The sequence below is a fragment of the Desulfobulbus sp. genome, from assembly GCF_030824455.1.
GTDB lineage: Bacteria > Desulfobacterota > Desulfobulbia > Desulfobulbales > Desulfobulbaceae > Desulfobulbus.
Window position 1 is genome coordinate 14,958 of the sequence record NZ_JAVBXR010000079.1, and the last position, 21,244, is coordinate 36,201.

16 protein-coding genes are annotated in these 21,244 nt (G+C 56.3%); all 16 read left to right on the plus strand.

Going from position 1 to position 21,244, the window contains the following annotated elements; all coding sequences use genetic code 11:
* The 16 genes from tssC to tssJ all read left to right on the plus strand — a co-directional run bounded on the left by tssC (position 1) and on the right by tssJ (position 21,244).
* Positions 1-1,479 (plus strand): type VI secretion system contractile sheath large subunit, encoded by a 1,479-nt coding sequence (gene tssC / locus RCH93_RS10120; RefSeq protein ID WP_306548269.1) that lies wholly within the window; start codon positions 1-3, stop codon positions 1,477-1,479.
* A 67-nt stretch (positions 1,480-1,546) separates the two neighbouring features.
* Complete coding sequence (gene tssD, locus RCH93_RS10125) at positions 1,547-2,047, plus strand: type VI secretion system tube protein TssD (RefSeq protein ID WP_306548270.1); 501 nt, start codon at positions 1,547-1,549, stop codon at positions 2,045-2,047.
* Between the two features lie 95 nt (positions 2,048-2,142).
* The gene (gene tssE, locus RCH93_RS10130; RefSeq protein WP_306548271.1) at positions 2,143-2,568 is read left to right on the plus strand and encodes a type VI secretion system baseplate subunit TssE; all 426 of its coding nucleotides are present in this window, start codon (positions 2,143-2,145) and stop codon (positions 2,566-2,568) included.
* 21 nt (positions 2,569-2,589) lie between these two features.
* Entirely contained in the window at positions 2,590-4,320 is a 1,731-nt protein-coding gene (tssF, locus tag RCH93_RS10135) for a type VI secretion system baseplate subunit TssF (RefSeq protein ID WP_306548272.1), read from the plus strand.
* Positions 4,284-5,333, plus strand: a complete 1,050-nt coding sequence (gene tssG, locus RCH93_RS10140) for a type VI secretion system baseplate subunit TssG (RefSeq protein ID WP_306548273.1) — start codon at positions 4,284-4,286, stop codon at positions 5,331-5,333. The genes tssF and tssG overlap by 37 nt, the downstream gene beginning before the upstream one ends.
* A 17-nt stretch (positions 5,334-5,350) precedes the next feature.
* On the plus strand, positions 5,351-8,005 hold the full coding sequence (gene tssH, locus RCH93_RS10145; protein ID WP_306548274.1) for a type VI secretion system ATPase TssH: 2,655 nt from the start codon (positions 5,351-5,353) through the stop codon (positions 8,003-8,005).
* A 19-nt stretch (positions 8,006-8,024) separates the two neighbouring features.
* A complete protein-coding gene (locus RCH93_RS10150; RefSeq protein ID WP_306548275.1) occupies positions 8,025-10,685 on the plus strand; it encodes a DUF2169 domain-containing protein in 2,661 nt (886 codons plus the stop codon).
* A gap of 27 nt (positions 10,686-10,712) precedes the next feature.
* Positions 10,713-13,382: a type VI secretion system Vgr family protein gene (locus RCH93_RS10155; RefSeq protein WP_306548276.1), complete on the plus strand. Its 2,670-nt coding sequence runs from the start codon at positions 10,713-10,715 to the stop codon at positions 13,380-13,382.
* A 48-nt stretch (positions 13,383-13,430) separates the two neighbouring features.
* Positions 13,431-14,387 carry a pentapeptide repeat-containing protein gene (locus RCH93_RS10160; RefSeq protein ID WP_306548277.1) on the plus strand — a complete coding sequence of 319 codons (957 nt, stop codon included), beginning with the start codon at positions 13,431-13,433 and terminating at the stop codon, positions 14,385-14,387.
* Entirely contained in the window at positions 14,387-15,073 is a 687-nt protein-coding gene (locus tag RCH93_RS10165) for a DUF3540 domain-containing protein (protein ID WP_306548278.1), read from the plus strand. Before RCH93_RS10160 ends, RCH93_RS10165 begins: the two co-directional genes overlap by 1 nt.
* A gap of 24 nt (positions 15,074-15,097) precedes the next feature.
* Positions 15,098-15,499 carry a DUF4150 domain-containing protein gene (locus RCH93_RS10170; protein ID WP_306548279.1) on the plus strand — a complete coding sequence of 134 codons (402 nt, stop codon included), beginning with the start codon at positions 15,098-15,100 and terminating at the stop codon, positions 15,497-15,499.
* A 74-nt stretch (positions 15,500-15,573) separates the two neighbouring features.
* Positions 15,574-16,347 carry a hypothetical protein gene (locus RCH93_RS10175; RefSeq protein ID WP_306548280.1) on the plus strand — a complete coding sequence of 258 codons (774 nt, stop codon included), beginning with the start codon at positions 15,574-15,576 and terminating at the stop codon, positions 16,345-16,347.
* Complete coding sequence (locus RCH93_RS10180; protein ID WP_306548281.1) at positions 16,347-17,807, plus strand: type VI secretion system contractile sheath domain-containing protein; 1,461 nt, start codon at positions 16,347-16,349, stop codon at positions 17,805-17,807. Before RCH93_RS10175 ends, RCH93_RS10180 begins: the two co-directional genes overlap by 1 nt.
* A gap of 109 nt (positions 17,808-17,916) precedes the next feature.
* Positions 17,917-20,148 carry a tetratricopeptide repeat protein gene (locus RCH93_RS10185; RefSeq protein ID WP_306548282.1) on the plus strand — a complete coding sequence of 744 codons (2,232 nt, stop codon included), beginning with the start codon at positions 17,917-17,919 and terminating at the stop codon, positions 20,146-20,148.
* 217 nt (positions 20,149-20,365) lie between these two features.
* Positions 20,366-20,617, plus strand: coding sequence for a hypothetical protein (locus tag RCH93_RS10190; RefSeq protein WP_306548283.1), 252 nt, complete (start codon positions 20,366-20,368; stop codon positions 20,615-20,617).
* Between the two features lie 3 nt (positions 20,618-20,620).
* Positions 20,621-21,244 (plus strand): type VI secretion system lipoprotein TssJ, encoded by a 624-nt coding sequence (tssJ, locus tag RCH93_RS10195; RefSeq protein ID WP_306548284.1) that lies wholly within the window; start codon positions 20,621-20,623, stop codon positions 21,242-21,244.

Sequence of the window (21,244 nt, forward strand, 5' to 3'; positions counted from 1 at the left end):
ATGGCTGAAGAACTGAAAGTTGAAGAAAAGGGTGCTGAAACCACTGAAAGTTTATCGCTGATAGACGACATACTTTCGGCAACCAAATTGACTCCAGAGAACGAGTCCTATTCGGTCGCCAAAAAAGGCGTGGAAGCGCTGATTGCGCAGATTTTTCAGCCGGGTAAATCAGTGGAGAAGATCAACGCCCTGATCTGCGACGAAATGATTGCCGAGCTGGACAAGAAAATGAGCCGCCAGCTGGATGAAATCCTGCATCACTCGGATTTTCAAAAAATGGAATCCTCCTGGCGTTCGCTGAAATTCATTGTTGACCGGACCAATTTCAGGGAAAACATCAAACTCGAGATCATGAACCTCAGCAAGCAGGACATGCTCGACGATTTTTCCGACGCTCCCGAGGTGGTGCAGTCCGGACTGTACAAGGTTGCGTACTCTCGCGAATACGGACAGTTCGGCGGCCAGCCCTACGCTGCCATAATCGGCAACTACGAATTTGGCCCAGGACCGCAAGATATTAAATTGCTCCAGGATCTGGCTGCGGTTTCCGCCATGTCGCATGCCCCATTCATTGCGGCCACCAGTGCAGAGATGTTTGGCATCGATGATTTTTCCAAGCTTCCGGATTTGAAGGATCTCAAATCTATCTTTGAAGGCCCTCAATACGCCAGATGGCAGGCATTCAGGAATTCTGAAGATTCCCATTATGTGGGCCTTACCGTGCCGCATTTTCTTCTCCGCCTCCCGTATGGTCCGTCTTCCAACCCGACGAAAAGCTTCACCTACGAAGAAAGCGTCTCCGCAGGAAATGATCGTTTTCTATGGGGCAATGCAGCCTTCGCCTTTGCCACCCGGCTGACCGAAAGTTTTGCCAACTACCGTTGGTGCGCCAACATCATTGGCCCGCAGGGCGGGGGAACGGTCGAGAACCTGGAACTGTACCAGTACGAATCCATGGGGGCCATTCAAACAAAGATTCCGACCGAAATCGTCATTACCGACCGCAAGGAATTCGAACTGGCAGAAGAGGGATTCATCGCCTTGACTATGCGGAAAGGGAGCAACAACGCCGCCTTCTTCTCGGCTCAATCATGCCAGAAACCGAAAAATTTCGGCATCAGCAAGGAAGGAAAAGAGGCGGAACTCAACTACAAGCTGGGCACCCAACTCCCCTACATGTTCGTCGTCAACCGCTTGGCGCACTATATCAAGGTGATTCAGCGGGAAAACATCGGTTCTTTTAAGGAACGGGGAGAACTGGAGGACGAACTGAACAAGTGGATTGGGCAGTATGTTGTTGAAATGGATAATCCGACGGCGAGCACCCGCGCGAAAAAACCGCTCCGTTCCGCCCAGATCAAGGTAGAGGATGTTGATGGAGAACCGGGGTGGTACCGGGTCTCCATGATGGTCAGGCCCCATTTCAAGTACATGGGATCCTCCTTCACCCTCTCTCTGGTTGGCAAACTCGACAAGTAAGCACGCGTAATCAATCCGGTCCCAAGGGACCATGTTTCTCAACTACCAACACAAGGAGAACGAGCAGATGGCAAACACCAGTTATTTGACTTTGACCGGAGCCAAACAAAGCGACATCAAGGGCGATTGCACCCAGGAGGCGTACAAGGATTCGATTTTGGTCTACGCCATGGAGCATGAAGTCCACATCCCGCGCGACACCCATACGGGTCTTGCAACCGGCCAGCGCGTCCATGGCCCTTTCTCCATCACCAAGCACAAAGATCTGGCTTCACCCAAACTGTATCAGGCGCTGACGTCAGGCGAACAGATCACCAAATGGGAACTGAGTTACACCGCCATCGGCACCAGCGGCAACGAATATATCTATGCCAAGGTTCAGCTTGAAAAGGCGATTATCGTTTCGATCAAGGCGTACAAACCGATGACCTTTCTCAAAGAGAATGAACCGTATCACGACATGGAAGAAGTCATGTTCACCTACGGCAAGATCACCTGGATCTCCCTTGATGAAAAAGGCTCGACCCTGGCTCAGACCGATGATGACTGGACAAAACCCAAATCCTAAGCTGCCATGACCCCCTGCCCTCTCCACGCCTGTGGAGAGGGCAACCTTTCCAGCACTGCTGACGCTGCCGGTTTGACAGAGAAACGACGTACTTTATGCAACTAATAAAAAAAGAGCGGCTGCTGGAGCGGATACGCATAATGGAGGAAAATCCGGAAAGGCGCCTTGACGCCGATTCCGGCGCCATTGTCCATTCTGTGTTGGAACACCTGATCCGGGTGCTGAACACCAAAAAAGGATCGGTGGAAATTGATCCGGAATACGGTGTTCCGGATCTGACCAACATCTCAAGCTCCTTCTCCTCAGAGTCCATCCCGGAACTGGAAACGGCAATAAAAAGCGTCATTGTTCAATATGAACCCCGCCTCAAGGATGTAGCCGTTCATTTCAGGACACAGCAGGACGACCTGTTGGCGCTCCGGTTTTCCATCTCCGCCAAACTGGTTCTCGATGATAAAGGGACACCTATAGTTTTTGAAACCATCGTTGACTCCGATGGGCAGGTAAAAGTCACCTCATAGTCTGAGACAGGGGCAATCTCCATGTTTAATCGTTACTACCAGGAAGAGTTGACGCTGTTGAAAGAGCTGGGTGCGGAGTTTTCCAAAGCCCATCCCGCCCTTGCCCCCATGTTGAGCGGCCAGACTTCGGATCCCGATGTCGAGCGCCTCCTTGAGGGAACCGCCTTCCTGACGGGTCTTGTCCGCCACAAGCTGGACGATGAATTTCCCGAGCTTTTGCATGGCGTTATGAACCTGCTGGCTCCCCACTATCTGCGGCCGATTCCCTCCGCCTCCATTCTGGTGTTTACCCCCCGTCCGACCTTGCGCGAGCCCCTGCTGGTTCCCGCCGGCACCGAGGTTGCGTCTGTCCCGGTTGACGGCGCCTCGTGCGTATTCAGAACCTGTTTTGACGTCGAAGCGCTGCCGCTCAGGATCAAAAATGCGGCGATGGAACAACGGGCCGGCCTGCCCCCGAGAATAACCCTGCAGTTTGAACTTGCCGGCATTCCCCTTGCCGCCTGGAATCAGAAACGGATCCGACTCTATCTTGCAGGGGGAATCCCCCAGGGAAGCGACCTCTATTATCACCTGATGACCAATGTCGCCCAGGTGGAATTGTCATCCCCGGATGGCAAACCCTGCATTCTTCCCGCATCAACCATCCAACCTGTCGGATTTGGTCAAGGGGATGCGCTGCTCCATTATCCTTCGCAGTCGTTTCCAGCGTACCGCCTCCTGCAGGAATATTTCATGCTGCCGGAAAAATTTCTCTTCGTGGATATCGAGGGGATCGAGCGCTGGACCAACAGGGGCCGCGGTTCCAGCTTCTCGCTTTCCTTGCAACTGAAACAGGAGCCGACTGTTCCGGTTCCGATAAAACAGGATTCATTTCTCCTCTTTGCCACCCCGATTATCAATTTGTTTCATCATGACGCGGAACCGATCCGCTACGATCATCGCAAAAGCCGCTATCTCATCCGCCCATCCGGGGCAAAACAGAAGGATTATCAGATTATCTCTGTTGAAAAAGTTTCCGGGTTCATGCAGGGGACTTCGAAGGAAAAAGCATATATTTCCTTCCAACAATTCTCCCCCCAATATGAAGCGCAGGCGGTTTACAACGTAAGCATTGCCAAATCGGTTATTGACGACAGCCTCGAAACCTACATTTCGGTGGCCTATCCGGGCGCGGCAATCGCTCCGGCCGAGGAAGTGCTGTCGCTCAAGCTGCTGTGCACCAATGCCTCGTTGCCGGAGGACCTGGGCCTGGGGGACATCTGCCGCCACACTTCCACCTCCCCCGAGTTGTTGGAATTCAGCAATATCCGTCCTGCGACCATGAATGTCCAGCCACCGCTTGGCGCCAGCATTCTGTGGCGGCTTCTTTCCAATGTCTCCATCAACCTGCTCACCATCGACCGACCTGAAGCGCTCAAAACATTACTCGATCTGTACATTTTTACTGAAGGACGGGACAAGGCATCCATTCTTGCCAACAAGAAGCGCGTGGCAGGCATAGAAAGCGTGGACATCCAAAGCGTCAATCGTCTGATGCAGGGCATCATGGCACGCGGCATCGCCATTACCTTGCATCTCAAGAGGGAAAATTTTGCCGGCATCGGCGACATGTATCTGTTCGGATCGGTGCTCGACCGTTTTCTGAGTTGGTACTCACCTATAAACTCCTTCACTTCTCTTACCATCAGAGAAGTCAGCACCGGGGAAACGTATACATGGCCAGCAAGGAACAGGAAACATTTTCTGATTTAGAACAAAACCTGCTCAGGGAAGGCCCTGCATACTCCTTCTTTCAGGCGATCCGTCTCCTCCGGCTTATCCTCAGGCGAAGGGAGGCGTGCGGCCTCAAGGACGCAGCGTCCCTGGAGGGTCGTTTTCTCCGCATCCGGCCGGAACTGACGCTCGGATTTCCCTCGGCGGATATTGCCGGCATTGAGGCGATTCCCCTTGCAGACGGCGAACATCGTTTCGTCGTCAACACGACGTTTCTCGGCCTCTATGGCACCTCCTCGCCTCTGCCGTCTTTTTATACAGAGGATCTCCTTATCGAGGCAGGAGACGACAAAAGCGTCACGCGCGACTTCATAGACATTATCAACTCCTCGATTTACCCGCTCTTTGTCCGATCTTTGCTCAAATACAATCTCTTCCTGCAAATATGCGAAGAGAAAGACCGCGAGTATCTGCAACGCATTTATTGCCTGATGGGAATGGGCGACTCAAGCGACCGAACGCCGGCCGAGGAAGAGGCGCGAAGATCGCTTTTACGGTACGCCGGCCTCATGAGCCAGCACCCGCGCTCCGCACTCGGTTTAAAAACCATATTAAGCGACGCGTTGCAGGGCATAGCGGTGCATATCAGGCAGTGTATTCCGCAAATGGTTCCCATACCTGCAGACCAGCGGAATGCCCTGGGCGCAACGAACGCCACCTTGGGCACGGACATGTACGTGGGAAGCGAAATTGCTGACTGCATGGGGAAATTCAGCATTATTCTCGGGCCGGTTCCGGCGGAACAGTTTTCGGCCTGTTTGCCTGGGGGAACGGTTTTGAACCGAGCTGTTTTTCTGGTGAATCAGTATCTCACCTCCCCGCTTGCCTACGATTTCGAGGTGCTTTTTGACCGCGCGGAAATACCGGCCATCAGCCTGGGCGAACAGTCGGGCGCTCTTTTAGGGGTAAACAGCTGGCTGGCCGACGACGGTTCCGAAGGGTATGTCACAACACGGTGCGAGGCCAGCGTCTCTGCTCCCTATCATCATTGAAATTTCAGGAGAAATGCATGCTGAGTGTAGAAATAAAACCATTGCTCAAACGTCTCAACCCGTTTTGCACCCGGTCGCTCGAAGGAGCTGCCGGACTCTGCGTTTCCCGTTCGCATTATGAGGTGACGGTTGAACACCTTGTCTCCCGCCTGCTGGATGAAACCGGAGCCGACTGGTATTTGATTTTGAAACAGTTCGGGATTAACAGCGCCGCCTTGCGCAAAAGCCTTGACCGGACCCTGGAAGAGATGCGTTCCGGCAACGCCGGCAAGCCTGCTTTCTCGCCGCTTCTGCTGCAATGGATTCAGGAAGCTTGGCTGCTGGCCTCGGTTAATCTGGGTGAGGCCAGCATTCGTTCCGGCGCCTTGCTGCTGGCGCTGCTGGCAAAGTCTTCCATCTATGCGGGGGGCAACTACACCGACCTGTTGGAAACCATCAGCCGGGAGGGGTTGGAAGGGCAGTTTTTCAAGATCCTGGCCAACTCGATCGAGACAGCGGACACCGCACCTGCAGGCGCAGAAGCGGGTTCAGGCACAGCAGCCGGCCCCCTGGCCAGCGGCGCCCTGGGCAAATACTGCGAGGATTTCACCCAGAAGGCCCGTGACGGCAAGGTCGACACCGTTTTTGGCCGTGACAACGAGATCCGCCAGATCATCGACATCCTGGGGCGACGCCGGAAAAACAACCCGATCGCCGTCGGTGAGGCCGGTGTGGGCAAGACGGCGGTGATAGAAGGGCTGGCGCTGAAAATTGCTTTGGGCGATGTGCCGGACAGCCTGAAGGATGTGTCGATCTTGGGACTGGACATGGCGCTGCTGCAGGCCGGAGCCGGGGTAAAAGGAGAGTTTGAGAATCGCCTTAAATCGGTCATCAACGAGGTGAAGGCGTCCCCAAAACCGATCATCCTGTTCATCGATGAGGCGCACACCCTGATCGGCGCCGGCGGCGCGGCCGGAAGCGGCGATGCCGCCAATCTGCTGAAGCCGGCCATGGCGCGCGGCGAATTGAAAACCCTGGCCGCCACCACCTATTCCGAATACAAAAAATATATCGAAAAAGACCCGGCCCTGGCGCGGCGCTTCCAGCCGGTCAAACTTGACGAACCGACCGTTGAAACCTCCATTCTGATTCTGCGCGGATGCAAACTTGCCTACGAAAAATCCCACAACGTCAATGTGCGGGATGACGCGGTCATCGCGGCCGCAGAGCTTTCCAACCGCTACATCACCGGACGCTTCCTGCCGGACAAGGCGATTGACCTGATCGACACCTGTTGCGCCCGGGTCAAAATCAGCATGGCCTCCAAGCCCGCCCGGCTGGAGGATTGCGAGCATGCCATCCAAGCTCTGGAAAGGGAAAAGACGGCGCGCCTGCGCGACCAGGAACATGGGGTTGTGCTTGATGAAGGGCGGCTGGCCGAGATTGAGGTGGAGCTTACCAAACTCGGCGGTGAACTTGCCGAGATCACAACACGCTGGAAGCGCGAAAAAGAAGCGGTCGATAAGGTCGTCTCCCTGCGCAACAGCCTAGCGGAACTGAAGAAAAAAGAGGCGCCAACGGCAGAAGGTGAAACACCGATTTCACCGGAAGAGTTGGAGAAAGAACTGGTTGCCGCCATGGCTGTATTGGCCGACATCCAAAAGGATGAGCCGATGGTCAAGTTCGAGGTGGACCCGGATGTGGTTGCCCTGGTTATTTCCGACTGGACCGGCATTCCGCTGGGCAAGGTGCTGCGTGATCAGGCGCAGAGCGTTCTGCGGATGGAGGAGGAACTGCAGGCCCGCATCAAAGGCCAGGATCATGCCCTTTCCATTGTCAGCGAAGTGATGAAATCAACTAAATCGGGCATAGCCGATCCCAATCAGCCGATGGGGGTATTCTTGTTTGTCGGCCCCAGTGGCGTCGGCAAAACCGAAACCGCCCTGACCGTGGCCGACATGATGTTTGGCGGCGAACAGTACACCGTCACCGTCAACATGAGCGAGTTCCAGGAAAAACATACCGTCAGCCGTCTGATCGGCTCGCCTCCCGGCTATGTGGGTTATGGGGAAGGAGGCATGCTCACCGAGGCGGTGCGCAATCGCCCCTACTGCGTGGTTCTGCTCGATGAGGTGGAAAAGGCCCATCCCGATGTGCTCAACCTCTTTTATCAGGTGTTCGACAAGGGGGTCATGGGCGACGGCGAGGGACGTGAAATCAATTTCCGCAACACGATCCTCTTCCTGACCAGCAATCTGGCGACCGACATCATCACCGAGATGACCCGCGACGGCCAACGCCCCGGCATGGACGTGCTGGTCCCGGCTATCCGCCCGATCCTGTCCAATTGGTTCAAACCGGCTTTGCTGGCGCGGATGAACATCGTCCCGTTCATGACGCTGGACGCATCGGCAATGAGCGGCATCGTGCGGCTGAAACTGAATAAGATGGCCAAGCAACTGATGAACAACAACAAGATGAAATTCAGCTATTCAGAAGCGGTGGTGGAGACGATTGCCGCCCGCTGCACCGAGGTGGAAACCGGGGCCCGCAACATCGACTACATTGTTCGCGGCACCATCATGCCGCAGCTTTCGCAGGAGATCCTGGCCCATATGACCACCGGCGGCATGCCCTCGGCCGTCCAGCTTGATATTGGCGCAGACGGCTGCTTCAGCATGAAATTCTCCTGAGAACAGGGCTGAAAATTTCGTGAAGATCATCAAGCCCGATAATCTTGGCCTGCTGTTTTCCCCTTGCATGCTGGGGGAAAACAGCTGCCTCTCTATTGCCGCCATGGCCTGTTTTTCTCTGGAAACGACGCGTGACGACCGCCTGCTTGAGGAAGCGCAAATGTGGCAGGTCGTGGCGGGGGAATTGGGCGAGGAAGAGGCGCTTGATCTGGGGTATCCCAAAAAACGGGGGGAATTTCTGGTGTATGGGGCGGGCCACTCGCCTCAGGCGGTCACCGGTCTCCAGGTCAGCGTGACGGTTGCCGGTTTGACCAAGACCCTGCATGTGAGCGGCGCCAGATATTGGAACGCGGCTGGGCTGCCGTCTGCCCCAGAGCCGTTTACGGAGACGCGCGTCAGTTGGGCCAAGGCTTTTGGCGGCGAGGGGTGGGAGCATAACCCCACAGGGGTCGGCATGCTGCCCGATCAAGACGGGAGGCTGCCGCTGCCGCAGGTGCAGGATCCCCGTCACCTGGTGACCTCCCCCAAAGATCGTCCGGAACCGGCGGGATTCAACGCCCTCAACCCCTTCTGGCCGCAACGAAAACGATTACTGGGAACCTTTGACGACGCCTGGCTGAAAAAACGCTGGCCCCATTATCCCACCGATACTGATCCGGAATATTTCAACACCGCGCCTGCGGATCAACGGCTTGCCGGGTTTTTCAGAGGCGACGAGTTGCTCCGGATTGTGAACATGCATCCGGAAAAGGCGGAGATCACCTCGGCCTTGCCGGGACTGCGCGCCCGCCTTTTCGTGAACCGCGTGGTTGACGGCAAGGAAACATTCACCGAAATAGAGACGAGGCCGGAGACGGTCTGGCTTTTCCCAGGGGCGGATTGCGGCGTTCTGCTCTTCCGGGGGACAGCAAAGGTCACCGACGAGACTCTGGACGATGTGGCGCACCTGATGGCCGAGTGGGAACCAATGAACGCGCCGCCGGAATCGCTTGATTTTTATTACCATAAATTCATCGCCACGACAGCCCCGGTCGAGGCGGAACCGCTCGAGCCGTCTCCAGTTGCCGCGCCGGAACCGCCTCCGCCGGCAGCGCCGCCCGCTGCGCCCTTAAAGCTGCCGCAACCGCCCGAACCGCCGCCGTTGTCTCCTGAAGCCGAAAAAATGACGGCGGATCTGAATGACAAAATTGCCCAGGCCAATGCCCAGGCCGATGCCGTCTTCGCCAGATTGGGGATGACCCGCGAGCAGGCCATGGCAAAAGTCATGCCAAAGCCGGAACCGACGGTTGCGCCAAGCCAGCTTGAATTGGACAAGATGATTGCGGATGCCCACCAGCAGGCCGACGCTGTTTTCGCAAAACTGGGCATTTCCAAGGAGGAGGCGCTGGATAAATACCTGTCTTCACTGGCGGCCCCCAAAGATCCTCAACAAGAGATCAAAGCCTTGATGGATGCACTTCAGAACGCGGAAGCACGACTGAAACAATCCGGCGTCAACACCCAGGAAGCAGCAGCCAAAATGCTTCCACACATTGACCCTTCCACGCTGGACTTCGGCACGATCATTGCCGGGTTGACGAGCCTGGCTGCCGATCTGGCACCCGCAGGCGAAGCGGCAGCTCCGGTGCCGCCGGAAGAGAAAACGGAGCCGATTGCGCCGCCCGCAGCTGATCAAGCTGATCAAGCTGAAGAAACCCTTGATTCCGTTGATGCGGTCATGAAACGGCACGCCCAGGGCAAAAAGCTGTGCGGGCTCGATCTGAGCGGCATGGATTTCAGCGGCCGAGAGCTTGCCCAGGCAGATTTTTCAGGAGCAATTCTAGCCAACACCACCTTTGCCGCTGCGATTCTCACCGGAGCGGTGTTTACTGATGCGGTGTTGGCGGATGCCGATTTCAACGGGGCGCACATGGCCCAGGCCAACCTGACGCAGGTTCAGGCCGTTGGCGCCAGCTTTTCCCTGGTGGAGCTCAAAGGGGCCAATCTTTCCGGGGGCGATTTTACCGGGTGCAATTTTGCCGACGCCGATCTTTCCACAGCCTGTCTTTCCGGAGCGCTGTTTGCCAAAGCCACCCTCAAAGAATGCAAGGCTGTCGGATCAAACGCCGTCAGAACCAATTTTTCCAAGGCCGACCTGAAAGGCGCCAACCTGCACCGGGCAGTGATCACGGCGGCTGATTTCTCAGATGCAACCCTTGATCGCGCCTGCTTTAGCGAAACAGACGGTTGTCAGGCAACCTTTGACGGGGTCCAGGGCACGGGCACGGATTTTAGCAACGCAGTCCTGGTCGCCTCACGGGCCAGCAAGGAGACCAACCTTGCCGGCGCCATTTTTTCCGGGGCCGACCTAACCCGTTCCTGCTGGGAACGCGCCAGCCTATCCGGGGCCCGTATGGCCGGGGCCGTGCTGGATGACGCCGATTTCAGCAGGGTTGCGCTTGAGCGGGTGTACCTGGTGAACGCCACCGCGCGGAGAGCAAACTTTATGAAGGCTGTGATGACCAGCTGCGATCTGCGTGGGGTCAATTTTTTCAAGTCCTCTTTCCGTCATGCGCAACTGAAACACTGTGACCTGAAACAGGCAAACATGTTTGGCGTGGACCTGTATGGCGCAAAGATAGTGGAAAGCGACATCCAGGGAACGGATTTCAGGCGAGCACAGGCACGGTCCGCCGAATAACGTGCCCGAATACCAAGGAGCAGTTCTATGACGTCAATCGGAAAAAAATTCAGCTTTGCCTCAATGGCAGGGACGCTGCCCGCAGACACCTTTGACGTGGTTAGTTTTACCGGAGCGGAAGGGCTTTCAAAGCTCTATCATTTTGACGTGACCCTGGTGTCGGACAACGATGTGATTGATCTTGAAAGCGTGATCCAATCCCGCGCCGCTCTCTCGATTCTGCGCGACGACGGCAACATCGTTTTCAACGGCATGCTGTCGGCCTTTGAACAGATGGAAACCGCCCAGGGGCTCACCCAGTACCGTGCCGTCCTGACTCCGGCGTTCTGGCGCCTGTCCCTGACCTACCACAACCAGATCTTTCTCGACAAAACCATCCCGCAGATTATCGAGGCGGCCCTGCAAGACGGCGGTCTCACCAGCCTTGACTATGAATTGCGGCTGACCGGCCAATACCAGCCGCATGAATATATCTGCCAGTACAACGAAAGCCACCACAGCTTCATCTCCCGCCTGATGGAACGGGAGGGCATCTATTATTATTTTGAGCAGGGCGCGGAGAGCGAAAAGCTCATTATAACCGATACGGCCCTGCTGCACTCGGTCATGGCCGAGGGGAAGAAGGTCTATTACACCCAGACATCGGGGTTGGATGAAGCCTCTCGAGAGGAGGTTGTCAAATCACTGGTCTGCAGCCAGAAGATGCTGCCGGCAAAGGTGCTGTTGAAGGATTACAACTACCGCAAGCCCTCGCTGGAACTGTCCGTGGAGCATGTGGTTTCCGAACGGGGTTTTGGCGACGTCTTCATTTACGGCGAGCATTTCTCCACACCCGAGGAAGGCGCCCAGCTGGCGAAGATGCGCGCCGAGGCGCTCACCTGCAGGGCGCGGCTCTTTCAGGGAGAGAGCCTAATTCCCTACCTGCGGCCGGGATACCTTTTTCAATTGGTTGGCCATAATCGCGCGGATTTTAACGACACCTATCTGACTACCGACCTGACCCACAGTGGCGACCAGACCTTCCTCTTTACCTCCGGGATGGGCGTAGCCGGCTCCACCCGCGAACGCTCCTCGTCTTACCACAACAGTTTCACCGCGATCAGTTCCAGCAGCCAGTTCCGACCTGAGCGGATCACCGAAAAACCCCGGATTCCTGGAACGATGAACGCCCATATTGATGCGGCCGGAAGCGGGCAATACGCCGAGGTGGATAATCAGGGACGGTACAAAGTGACCCTGCCCTTTGACCTGAACAGCGCCATGGGCGGCAAGGCCTCCTCCTGGCTGCGGATGGCGCAGCCCTATGCCGGAGAAAACCACGGCATGCACTTTCCGCTACATAAAGGAACCGAGGTGCTGCTGACCTTTATCGACGGCGATCCGGACCGGCCTATCATCGCCGCTGCCGTGCCGAATCCGATTACCCCCAGCCCGATAAATTCGGCAAATGCCACCCAGAGCCGAATCACCACGGCCGGGGGCAACAAGCTGCACCTGGAGGATCAGCAAGGCAGCGAAGGGATGCTGCTGCAGACGCCGAAAAGCAACACCTCGTTCCGGTTGGGCCTTGTCAGTGCGACCAGCGAGGCGGAACCGCCAACAAACCAGGAACTGCAAGACCAAATTAACGAGATCAACACTGAGCTGGAGACGGAAAAAACTAAGCAGGAGGAGGAAGACGCTAAGCAGGAAGAGGAAGAAGCTAACTCCGGCGTTTCTATCTATACCGGAGCAGGGATAGAAATAACCAGCGCCTGGGAGAATTCGTTGACCTTTGGGGAATGTACGGAAGTCACTATCGGCGCGGCTAACGAGATATTGCTGGGAACGGAAACATCGATCACGGCAGGCGCAGCGATGGAAATCTTTCTCGGCACCAAGATGGACTTAACTTCTGGCAACACCGTTGAATACTATAACGGTGATGTTTGTACCATCTGTGCGGAGAATGAGTTGACCGGACAGAAGTCGGTGCTGATCAAGGCAGGAGGGGCGTCACCCGCGATTGCAGGTTCGGTGGCAGCCATCCTTGTGCTGACTGCGGCTTCAAGCGCACTTGCGACGGCCATGGGCAAGGCTTCGAAGGCATCGGCTACTGAAATTACCGTTGTCAATGAAACCATCCTGGCGATCAACACTCTGCTTTGCAGGTGTGCAAACTCTTCAGTGTTTAAGGCGGCTGAAAAGCTAACCTACGCATCAACCATTGAGTTGGATTTAACGGAAATTGAGATAAAATCTCCAGGAGTGGAGATAAAGAGCATTCTAGATGATGTCACCATTAAAGGCACAAGTGATGTCAATATTACTGGGCTGTTAGGGCTTAACATGAAGTCAGTTACCAACGACGTTATGCTCGATGCTGGGAAAAATTTATTATGCACAGCTTTAGGAAAAATATCGAACACGGCCGGTCTTGATTTATTGAACGAATCAACAGCTGGAAATCTTACTAACAAGGCTAGCGTGAACCTGGTAAACGAGGGTATCGTGAACATCACCAATAAGGGTGCCACCAACAATCTGACGGCTACGAATGCGCTGTCGTTAAAATCTGAGACTGGAGCAATCACAGTCGATGCAGCAGCCAGCATAACAATGAACTCAAGTAAAACAACGATTGAGGCATGGGGCGATGTTGATATCAATGGAGCAACAGGCGTATGTATTAATGGGGCTCTTGTCAAACTCGGATAAGAAAAGAGATTCTCTGGATTTGAATTAGAACTGGCAACAGGAGGATGGATGAACTGTGACGAAGCTCGCCGCATCATGCTCACGGAACAAGTCGTCGATGGTGTGGATCTGTCCGGACTCTCCCTAACTGGTCTCGATCTGTCCGCTAAACAATTCGCCAGGGTTTCTCTGCGTGGAGCGAACTTGACTGGATCCAGATTGGTTGCTAGCCAGTTCCGGGAATGTGACTTCAGCGACGCACTGCTCAACGGCGCGGACTGCACCAACGCCTCTTTCACCTCGTGCCGTCTAGCCGACGCCTTGTTTGTAGGTGCAAGCCTTTACAATGCGACCTTGGTGCAATGCGAGACCGGGAAGCTCGATTTCAGCCAAGCCAATCTGGAACGATTCACGGTGATTGCCACCCCCCTGCTCGGCGCCCTCTTCAATGACACCAATCTCACCAGCGCCATTTTTACCGCTACCGCACTGGATGGGGTGAAATTCCCAGGATGCAGGCTGACACTCGCTGTCTTCGAGCAGGCCTCGCTGCAAGGGGCGGATTTCTCGGCTACAGATCTGACCAAGTGCCGCTTTACGGGCGCCAACCTGAGCGGGGCAAAATTTACTGGAGCAACAGGGAGCTTTGCGGGGTTTATCGATGTTCGGGCAGAGAAGGCCGATTTTTCCGGAGCTGATCTGCAAATGGCCAATTTCTCGGGGGCCGTTCTCGATGGGGCCGGTTTTGGGCGCGCCTGCCTGGAAAAATCGCTCTTTGTCGGCGCCTCGTTGAAAAAAGCGGTTTTAATTGGCGCCAAGCTGGCCTATGCGAATTTTTCCCAGGCAATCGTCACCGGTGCCGATTTTTCCGAAGCCGACCTGTCTGTAGCCAACCTCCACCGGGCCAATTTCTCTGAAGCCAGACTTGCCGGCGCCAAGATGCAGGACGTCAGAGAAACCGACAAGGAGTTGGCCGAAGGGGAGACCTGGGTGTCGCCGCTGAAAATCCAACAGGAGACAACATAATGGCTGACAGGCACAATGTACTCATGTTCAGGCATCCCGAGACGCCGGGTATGCCTGATATGGCGTCAAGCGGAGCAACCATCGACACCGCCCGGGTCATCCGAAGGGACAACACCGAATTCCTGCTGGTGACCACCGGCGCCCGAACATTGCGGGGGAAAAAAGCCGCCGGATGTCTGTTGGAGCCGGAGGTGAACGACACCGTGCTGATTGTCCGCAACCTAGCGGCAGGGGTGTACATCCTGACCGTTCTCGAGCGTTGCGGCCATGCCGGTCGCGTCATGCTGCCTGACGACACAACCCTCTGCGCCTCGGACGGGGCCTTGCGGCTTGCCGGTGAGACGGTCGAGGTTGTCGGAACAGCAGCGGCATGCATTGCAGCCCCGGCGATCAAGCTGCAAGGGCTGCGGGGCGAGGCGTCCTTTGCCGATCTGTCGCTGACGGCCTGCGTTGCAGCCCTCAAAGCCGGGAAACTGTCGTTGGTGGCTGCAACCATCGACACCGTTGCGGAGCGGATTACCCAGAGAGTCAAAGACTGTTTCCGCTGGGTGGCGCGGACGGACAGCACCAAGGCCGGTCAGGTCAACATCAGCGCGGACCACCGCCTTGACCTGAAGGCCGGCGACGCCTCGCTGGTGGCCCGGCATGGAGTCAAGATTGACGGCGACAAAATCCATCTGGGATGATGGAACCAAAATCAGGAGGACCGAATGTTTGCCACAACCATTGCTGGCGGAATGCAGAGCATTACCGCCCCGGACGTCTGTAATACCGTCGTCGGCCCTGCGGTGTCGCCAATCCCTTATCCGGATCTCGGTGTGCCTTCCTCCGCCACGCCAACGGCGACCAAGGTGTTTGTTGTCGGGGCGCTTGCGCTGACCAAGGCCTCCAAGACAGAGCCTACCAACGGCGACCAGCCCGGCGCTTCCGGCGGTGGCGGCGTGGTCTCCGCCAAGATCATGGGGGCGGCGGAATACATTATGTCCAGCATGAAAGTCAAGATCGAAGGCAATCCGGCGGTGCGCCTGACCGACACCATGAAGCTGAACGAAGGCAACACGGTCGGCCTCAACTGCGCCCCCAGCCAAACCAAGGTAATGATCATGAGTTGATGTTTTTTAGAGCTCCGGATAACCCATGCTTTGCCCGAGATAAACCCACCTACGAAAAGAAAGAGGATACCTGGATGAAAAAACAGCTCTGGCTTACTTCTCTGAGCTCTGATCGGAGCATACCCTCGGCTGTCAGCGCCAAGCTTGGGCCGTATGGCTTCGACGTCGCCGGTTCTCTCTGGAATGACGACGTCGAACGTATGGGCTGGCAGGATTCCCGCGACATGCTGATCAATCCGGCGCTGGCAGGCTGGTTGGTGGTGGCGCCGCCTGAAGAGCTGGCCAAGCCTTCCGTGCGTTATGGCCTGTCGCTGCTCGCGCTCTCCGTTGCTGCTCGCCGCCCTGGCCTTCCTCTTTTCCTCATCTCTTGCGGAGCCGCAGCAAAAAGTGCCGACCTCCCCACTCCCCTTGCCGGCGCCCATCTGCTGACGATTGACGAGCCGGCCCTGTGCGCCAAAATTGTCGCCAAAACCAGTGTGCCCGCCCCTCCCCGCCGACTTGACTACCGGATTGATATTGCAGGGGATCAGCAGGTGGGGCAATGGTTTGAGATAGGGCCGGCGCAGGGAGCGTGGAAAGGGGTCATCTTTGGGACCTGTGGCGGCGAAATCAGCTTTCAGGCGGTGGGTCCGGCGAGCACACTGCCGAAGAATACGGTGCTCAACTATCCGATGCAGGGTATTCAGCTCATGCTCGGCAAGCGGGAATGTCTCGCCTGGGGGGTGCAAAATGAAGTGCCGGACGGGACGTCCTATTATGCCAAGGTCAAAGGGATGCCGGAGGCATTGGTGTTCGGATCGTTTCCGGAGGGTGATGAGCCGGAATTGTTTACGGTGCGGTTGGTCTGATGCCGTCCCTGGAAATCCGCGCCATGCAGATACCTGAGCAACCTTTTTCCCTTGTCGCCTTTGCGCCGTTTCTTCCTGCGGAAACAGCTGCAAACACGGCCGTCACGCAACCTCTCCCGATTCAATCCGCCGATCACGGATTGGCCCTGCTCCGCCCTTCGCTGTATATTCCACTGCCCCAATCACTCGCCCCGGAAGCGGGGATACTGCTGGAATTCACCTCCTTGGCAGATTTCGCCCCTGACGCCATGGTGGCGCGCACCCCGTGGCTCAAGGCGCTGAGGGATGGAAGCCGCGTATCTGCACCGGCGCAGCCAACTGCAGCGGCAACCACCCTCGACAGCATCCTCGACATGGTCGATCTTCCCGGAAAGCAGGAGGAAGGCGCCAGGCGGGCTGATACAGAGGGGAATGAGGCTGATGCGATTGTCTCTGGGGTGCTGACCCGGATTTCTGCTGATGACGATTTCCGGCGGATGGAAGCGGCGTGGCAGGGCGTTGCCCTGCTGTTCGAGGCGGCCGATGCGGAGCAACTTCGCCTTGCCCTGGTTCCGGTGACCCGGGAAAATGCGGCTGAAGTGCTGGCATCAAGCGGACCACTGTTGGACGATGACCCGCCGGATCTTATTGTGCTGGATGCGCCGTTTGATGCGACCCCGGTCGGCATGCTGCTGCTGGAGGCTGCCGCCAACTTGGCCGAACGGCAGATGTCGCCGGCAGTCTGCTGGTTTGGCCCGGATTTTTTACACCTGGACGCCTGGTCCGGCCTGGAGCGTCTCCCCTATCTGCCCAATCATTTGGAGGGCTTTTCCTTTGCCCGATGGAAGGCGCTCCGTGCCCAGCCCGCCGCCTCCTGGACGATAGCCGCGTGCAACCGTTTCTCCTTGACGCCTTCCAGGCATGGCGACGCGTCATCCGATTTGTTTAGGCTCCGCAAACCGAACTTCCTGGCCCCTGTCTGGGGCGTTGCCGCCCTGCTGGTGCAATCGCAGGCGAGAACCGGCAGCCCGCTGGGCATTGCTTCCCAACTGCTGCGCGTCCAGGACACTGACCTTGCAGGCTGGACACCGCTTGAAACCGCCATCACCGGCGACCGCACCCTTCAGATGGCGGAGAGTGGTTTACTCCCGTTGGTGCAGTCGCGCGGCAAAGGCATTCACTTGGCGGAAGCCGTGACCATCAATGGAGAGTCCATTCTGGCGCCGTTGATCCTCTCAACGATCATCCACACCCTTATCGGTTTGCGCCAAAGCTCCGGCCCCAGCGACGATCCGAACGACCTGGCGAACACTTTGAACGAGGCGTTTTCCCGGCATCCCCGCTTCAAGGGGGTGCTGCCCGCAGGCGCCGTCACTATCGAGGCGGTCGGCAACGACGCCCAGGGTCGCGTTCTTCTCGGCGTAACGCTGAAACACAGGGAGTTTTGCGGCAAGAACATTGAATTTACTTTCATGTGGTGATGTGGTAACTGTGCCAGTCCATATGATCAGGCTTTTTCTCCTTATATTCACAGTACTTCTGCTGACTTCCTGCGCCCGCGACAGCACCTTGCGCGGCCACGGTTCTCTGGTGACATTCGGCCTGCATTACACCTACCAGCCGGGTCAGGCTGTGGCCCTGCTCCCTTTGGTCAATTCCGAACGAAAGAGCGTAAATGATCTTATCACCAGCCGTTTTGCCGCCAATCTGACCTCAATCGGTTTTTCGGTACTGAGCCCGGAGAAAGTAAAACAGGCTGCGGCAAAGGCGAAGATTAACCTGTTGAACATTCCCTCTGATGCCCAACTTGCCAGCCTGGGAAAAAGCCTCGGTATTCGTATTATTGTTGTGGGCACGTACAGTTGCCTCCAGAACGCCACCGCAGACAGCGAAGAGGCCATTGCTGTACTTTCCGCTCGGTTTTTGGACACCGAGAGCGGGGAGACGCTGATCTCCGCCAGCACCCACGCAGATGGCGTCACCCCGGCGACCCGCGCTTTGGCTTTGGTGATCCGCAGCAACGCCATGCGGGACCTGTTCCGCAAAGGAATCGACAGTTACAACCAGAAAAACTATGCCGAAGCCATTACCCGCTTCAGCACACTGATCGCCATGGATCCTAAACGGATTGAGGCGTACCATAACCGTGGGGCCTCGTATTTGAAAACCGGCGACTATAAGAAAGCGCTGGCGGACTACGACCAGGCCTTGGCGGTGCTTGCGGAAAAAGAAGGCGCCGCTCCGGGGTCGTTTTCACCATCCACCCAGGAGGAACAGTCGGAAAGAGCGGGATTGCTGTTTGGCAGGGGCATTGTGCTGATTCAATCGGGAAAGCCGGCGGCGGCAGTCGCCGACTTCACCCAAGCGCTGGCTGCGGGGTATGACCCGGCAACCATTCACGCCAATCTCGGCAATGCCCATTTCAAACTGAAAGAGCTGAACAACTCGCTCGTCGAGTATGGGAAAGCCATCAAGGCCGAACCAACCCGGGCTGATTTTTACTACCAGCGCGGGCTCGTTCTTGAAGAGGTCAACACACTGAATGCCTCGAAGGATTTTTCAAAGGCAATCAGCCTCGACCACCGGTATCCGCAGGCCTTGGCGGCCCGCGGCAGAGCGAATCTGAAGCTTGGCAACCCGGCGGACGCAATCAAAGATTACACCCAGGCCCTCGAGTACGACCCTGGCAATGTGGAATACCTGACCGGCAGAGGCGCCGCCTTTTTCCAAGCAGGGGAGTACGACCGCGCCATCAAGGATTATTCCGCCGCCATTGCCGCCAACCCAACCTATTACCAGGCGTTTCTTGGCCGTGCGGTCAGTTGCGCCGCCAAAGGAGACGACACTTGCGCGGCTAAGGATTTCAACACGGTGCTTTCGTCCGGGACCGTCGCGTCCGGCACTGCCTATCTGGAGGCCGGAATTTTTCAGACAAAGCAAGGGCAATACCGGGAAGCGGTCACCAATTTCAACAAAGCCATCGAAACCGCCGGCAAGGATGGCGTCGTGTATTCCAACCGGGGAAAGGCGCTGCAGATGATGGGCAGCTATCGTGACGCCGCGTTGGATTTCAGCCAATCTCTCGAGTTACGGGCAGACAACCCGCAGGATTATTTCAACCGGGGCTATTCCAGTATGCAGAACGGAGGATACCCCCAGGCAATAGACGATTTTAACAAGGCCGCCAAGCTTGATCCCAGCTATGCGCCAACATTCAGCAATCGGGGGTACGCGTACCAAAATATGGGCAACTATCCTCAGGCCATCGACGATTACAGCCGCGCCCTGACGCTCAAGTCGGAAAAGAGCCAATCCTCCTATCGTCATCAATACCCTGATCCGAAATTGACGGAGGCGACGGAGGCGTTTCACCCTTTCTTCATCTCTTACAATCGCGGCGTATCCTACATGGCGTCTGGCAACAACCGAGCGGCGATAGAAGATTTCAGCGCGGCAATCGAATTGAAGCCCCAGAGCGCCGAGGCCTTTGCAAAACGCGGCGCGGCAAGCCAGCTGATCGGCGATATGGATGGGGCATTGGCCGACTTCAATCACTCGATAGAACTGGATCCTCGCCTAGCCGAGGCCTATTTTGGGCGCGGCGCCTTGAAGGAGCAGGTCGGCAACGCTTCTGCGGCGATTGCCGACTACACCAAAGCCATCGACATTATGCCCGATTTCGCCCAGGCCTATTTCAATCGGGGTTTACTGCGAGTGCAGATGAATCTTGTCGACGCGGGAACGACAGACATCAAAGGCGCCGCGCGCATGAACCTGGAGCAGGCAAAAGATTATCTCCTGACCAGGGGCGCGGATTGGTGAGCCTGGCCAACAGGCCGACAATTTTTCTGCGACAATTGCCAACCCCCCAAAATTCATAGACATCACGCCCAATTTTCTTTAGGCTCAGTCTGATCATGTTTGCGGTGAGTGCAGAGCAAACCTGTCTGCCCGAGAACGACAGACAGACAAGACGCTGCCCGCATGAATCTGCACAAGGGGTAGCTTGTCTGACGCCCGAGTTCCATAGGAGAGTGGAATGAAAAATATTTGTCTTGTAGCCGTGTTGTTTATCCCCCTGCTTGCATCCGGATGCGCACAAAAGATAACCGGGCCTGGGCCGATCGACACCTCCGTCATGCGCAAAGTGGAAGAGCAATGCGCAGCGTATTTCCTCGGAATCGGTCCTTTTGGAGACTCGTCGTTGAAGCAGAAGCCGGACACCATTCAATATACCGTTCACAACTATTTTATCTACAGCACCTTCTGCACTGAGGGGTACAACAAGTAATTCATGCGGACGATATTCTTCATCGTCATTCTTTTGCTGACCCTGGTTGCGTCAGGCTGCTCTTGGTTTGCCTCCAAACCTCCCCCGCCGCCGCTCACGCCTTTGGAGGCGGCCAAGGAGGCGAATGAAAAAGCAAGAATAGCCAATGAGGAGCTCAAAAAAAATTATCCCGTGCCTCAAGTTAAATGGACCTTTGCAGCCAAAGCTATTGAGATTCGTTTCAAGGCGGATGCCGCCCTTAACTCGTATGACGACGAACCCCACACCCTGGCGATTGCGGTGTATCAGATGAGCGACCCCAGCGTCTACCTGAGCTATGGCGCCAATCGCGACAAACTGTCTGAAATCATGGAGGCGCATCGCTTTGACCCTTCCGTGACCTCGTTTGACCAGTTGTTCCTCCAACCGGGAGAAGAACGGGTGATCAGGATTGACCGAGCTGAAAACAGCCGTTTTGTGGGCATTGTGGCCGGGTACTTTCAATCCGATCCAGATCAGGTCACGCGGATGTTTGAGGTGCCTGTGTTGGTTACCCCCGGCAAGCAGGAGGTGCTCGCTGCGCCTGGCACATTGAATATTAACATCTTTGCTGGACGGAATATGATCCAACAGTACGGGAGCAATTGA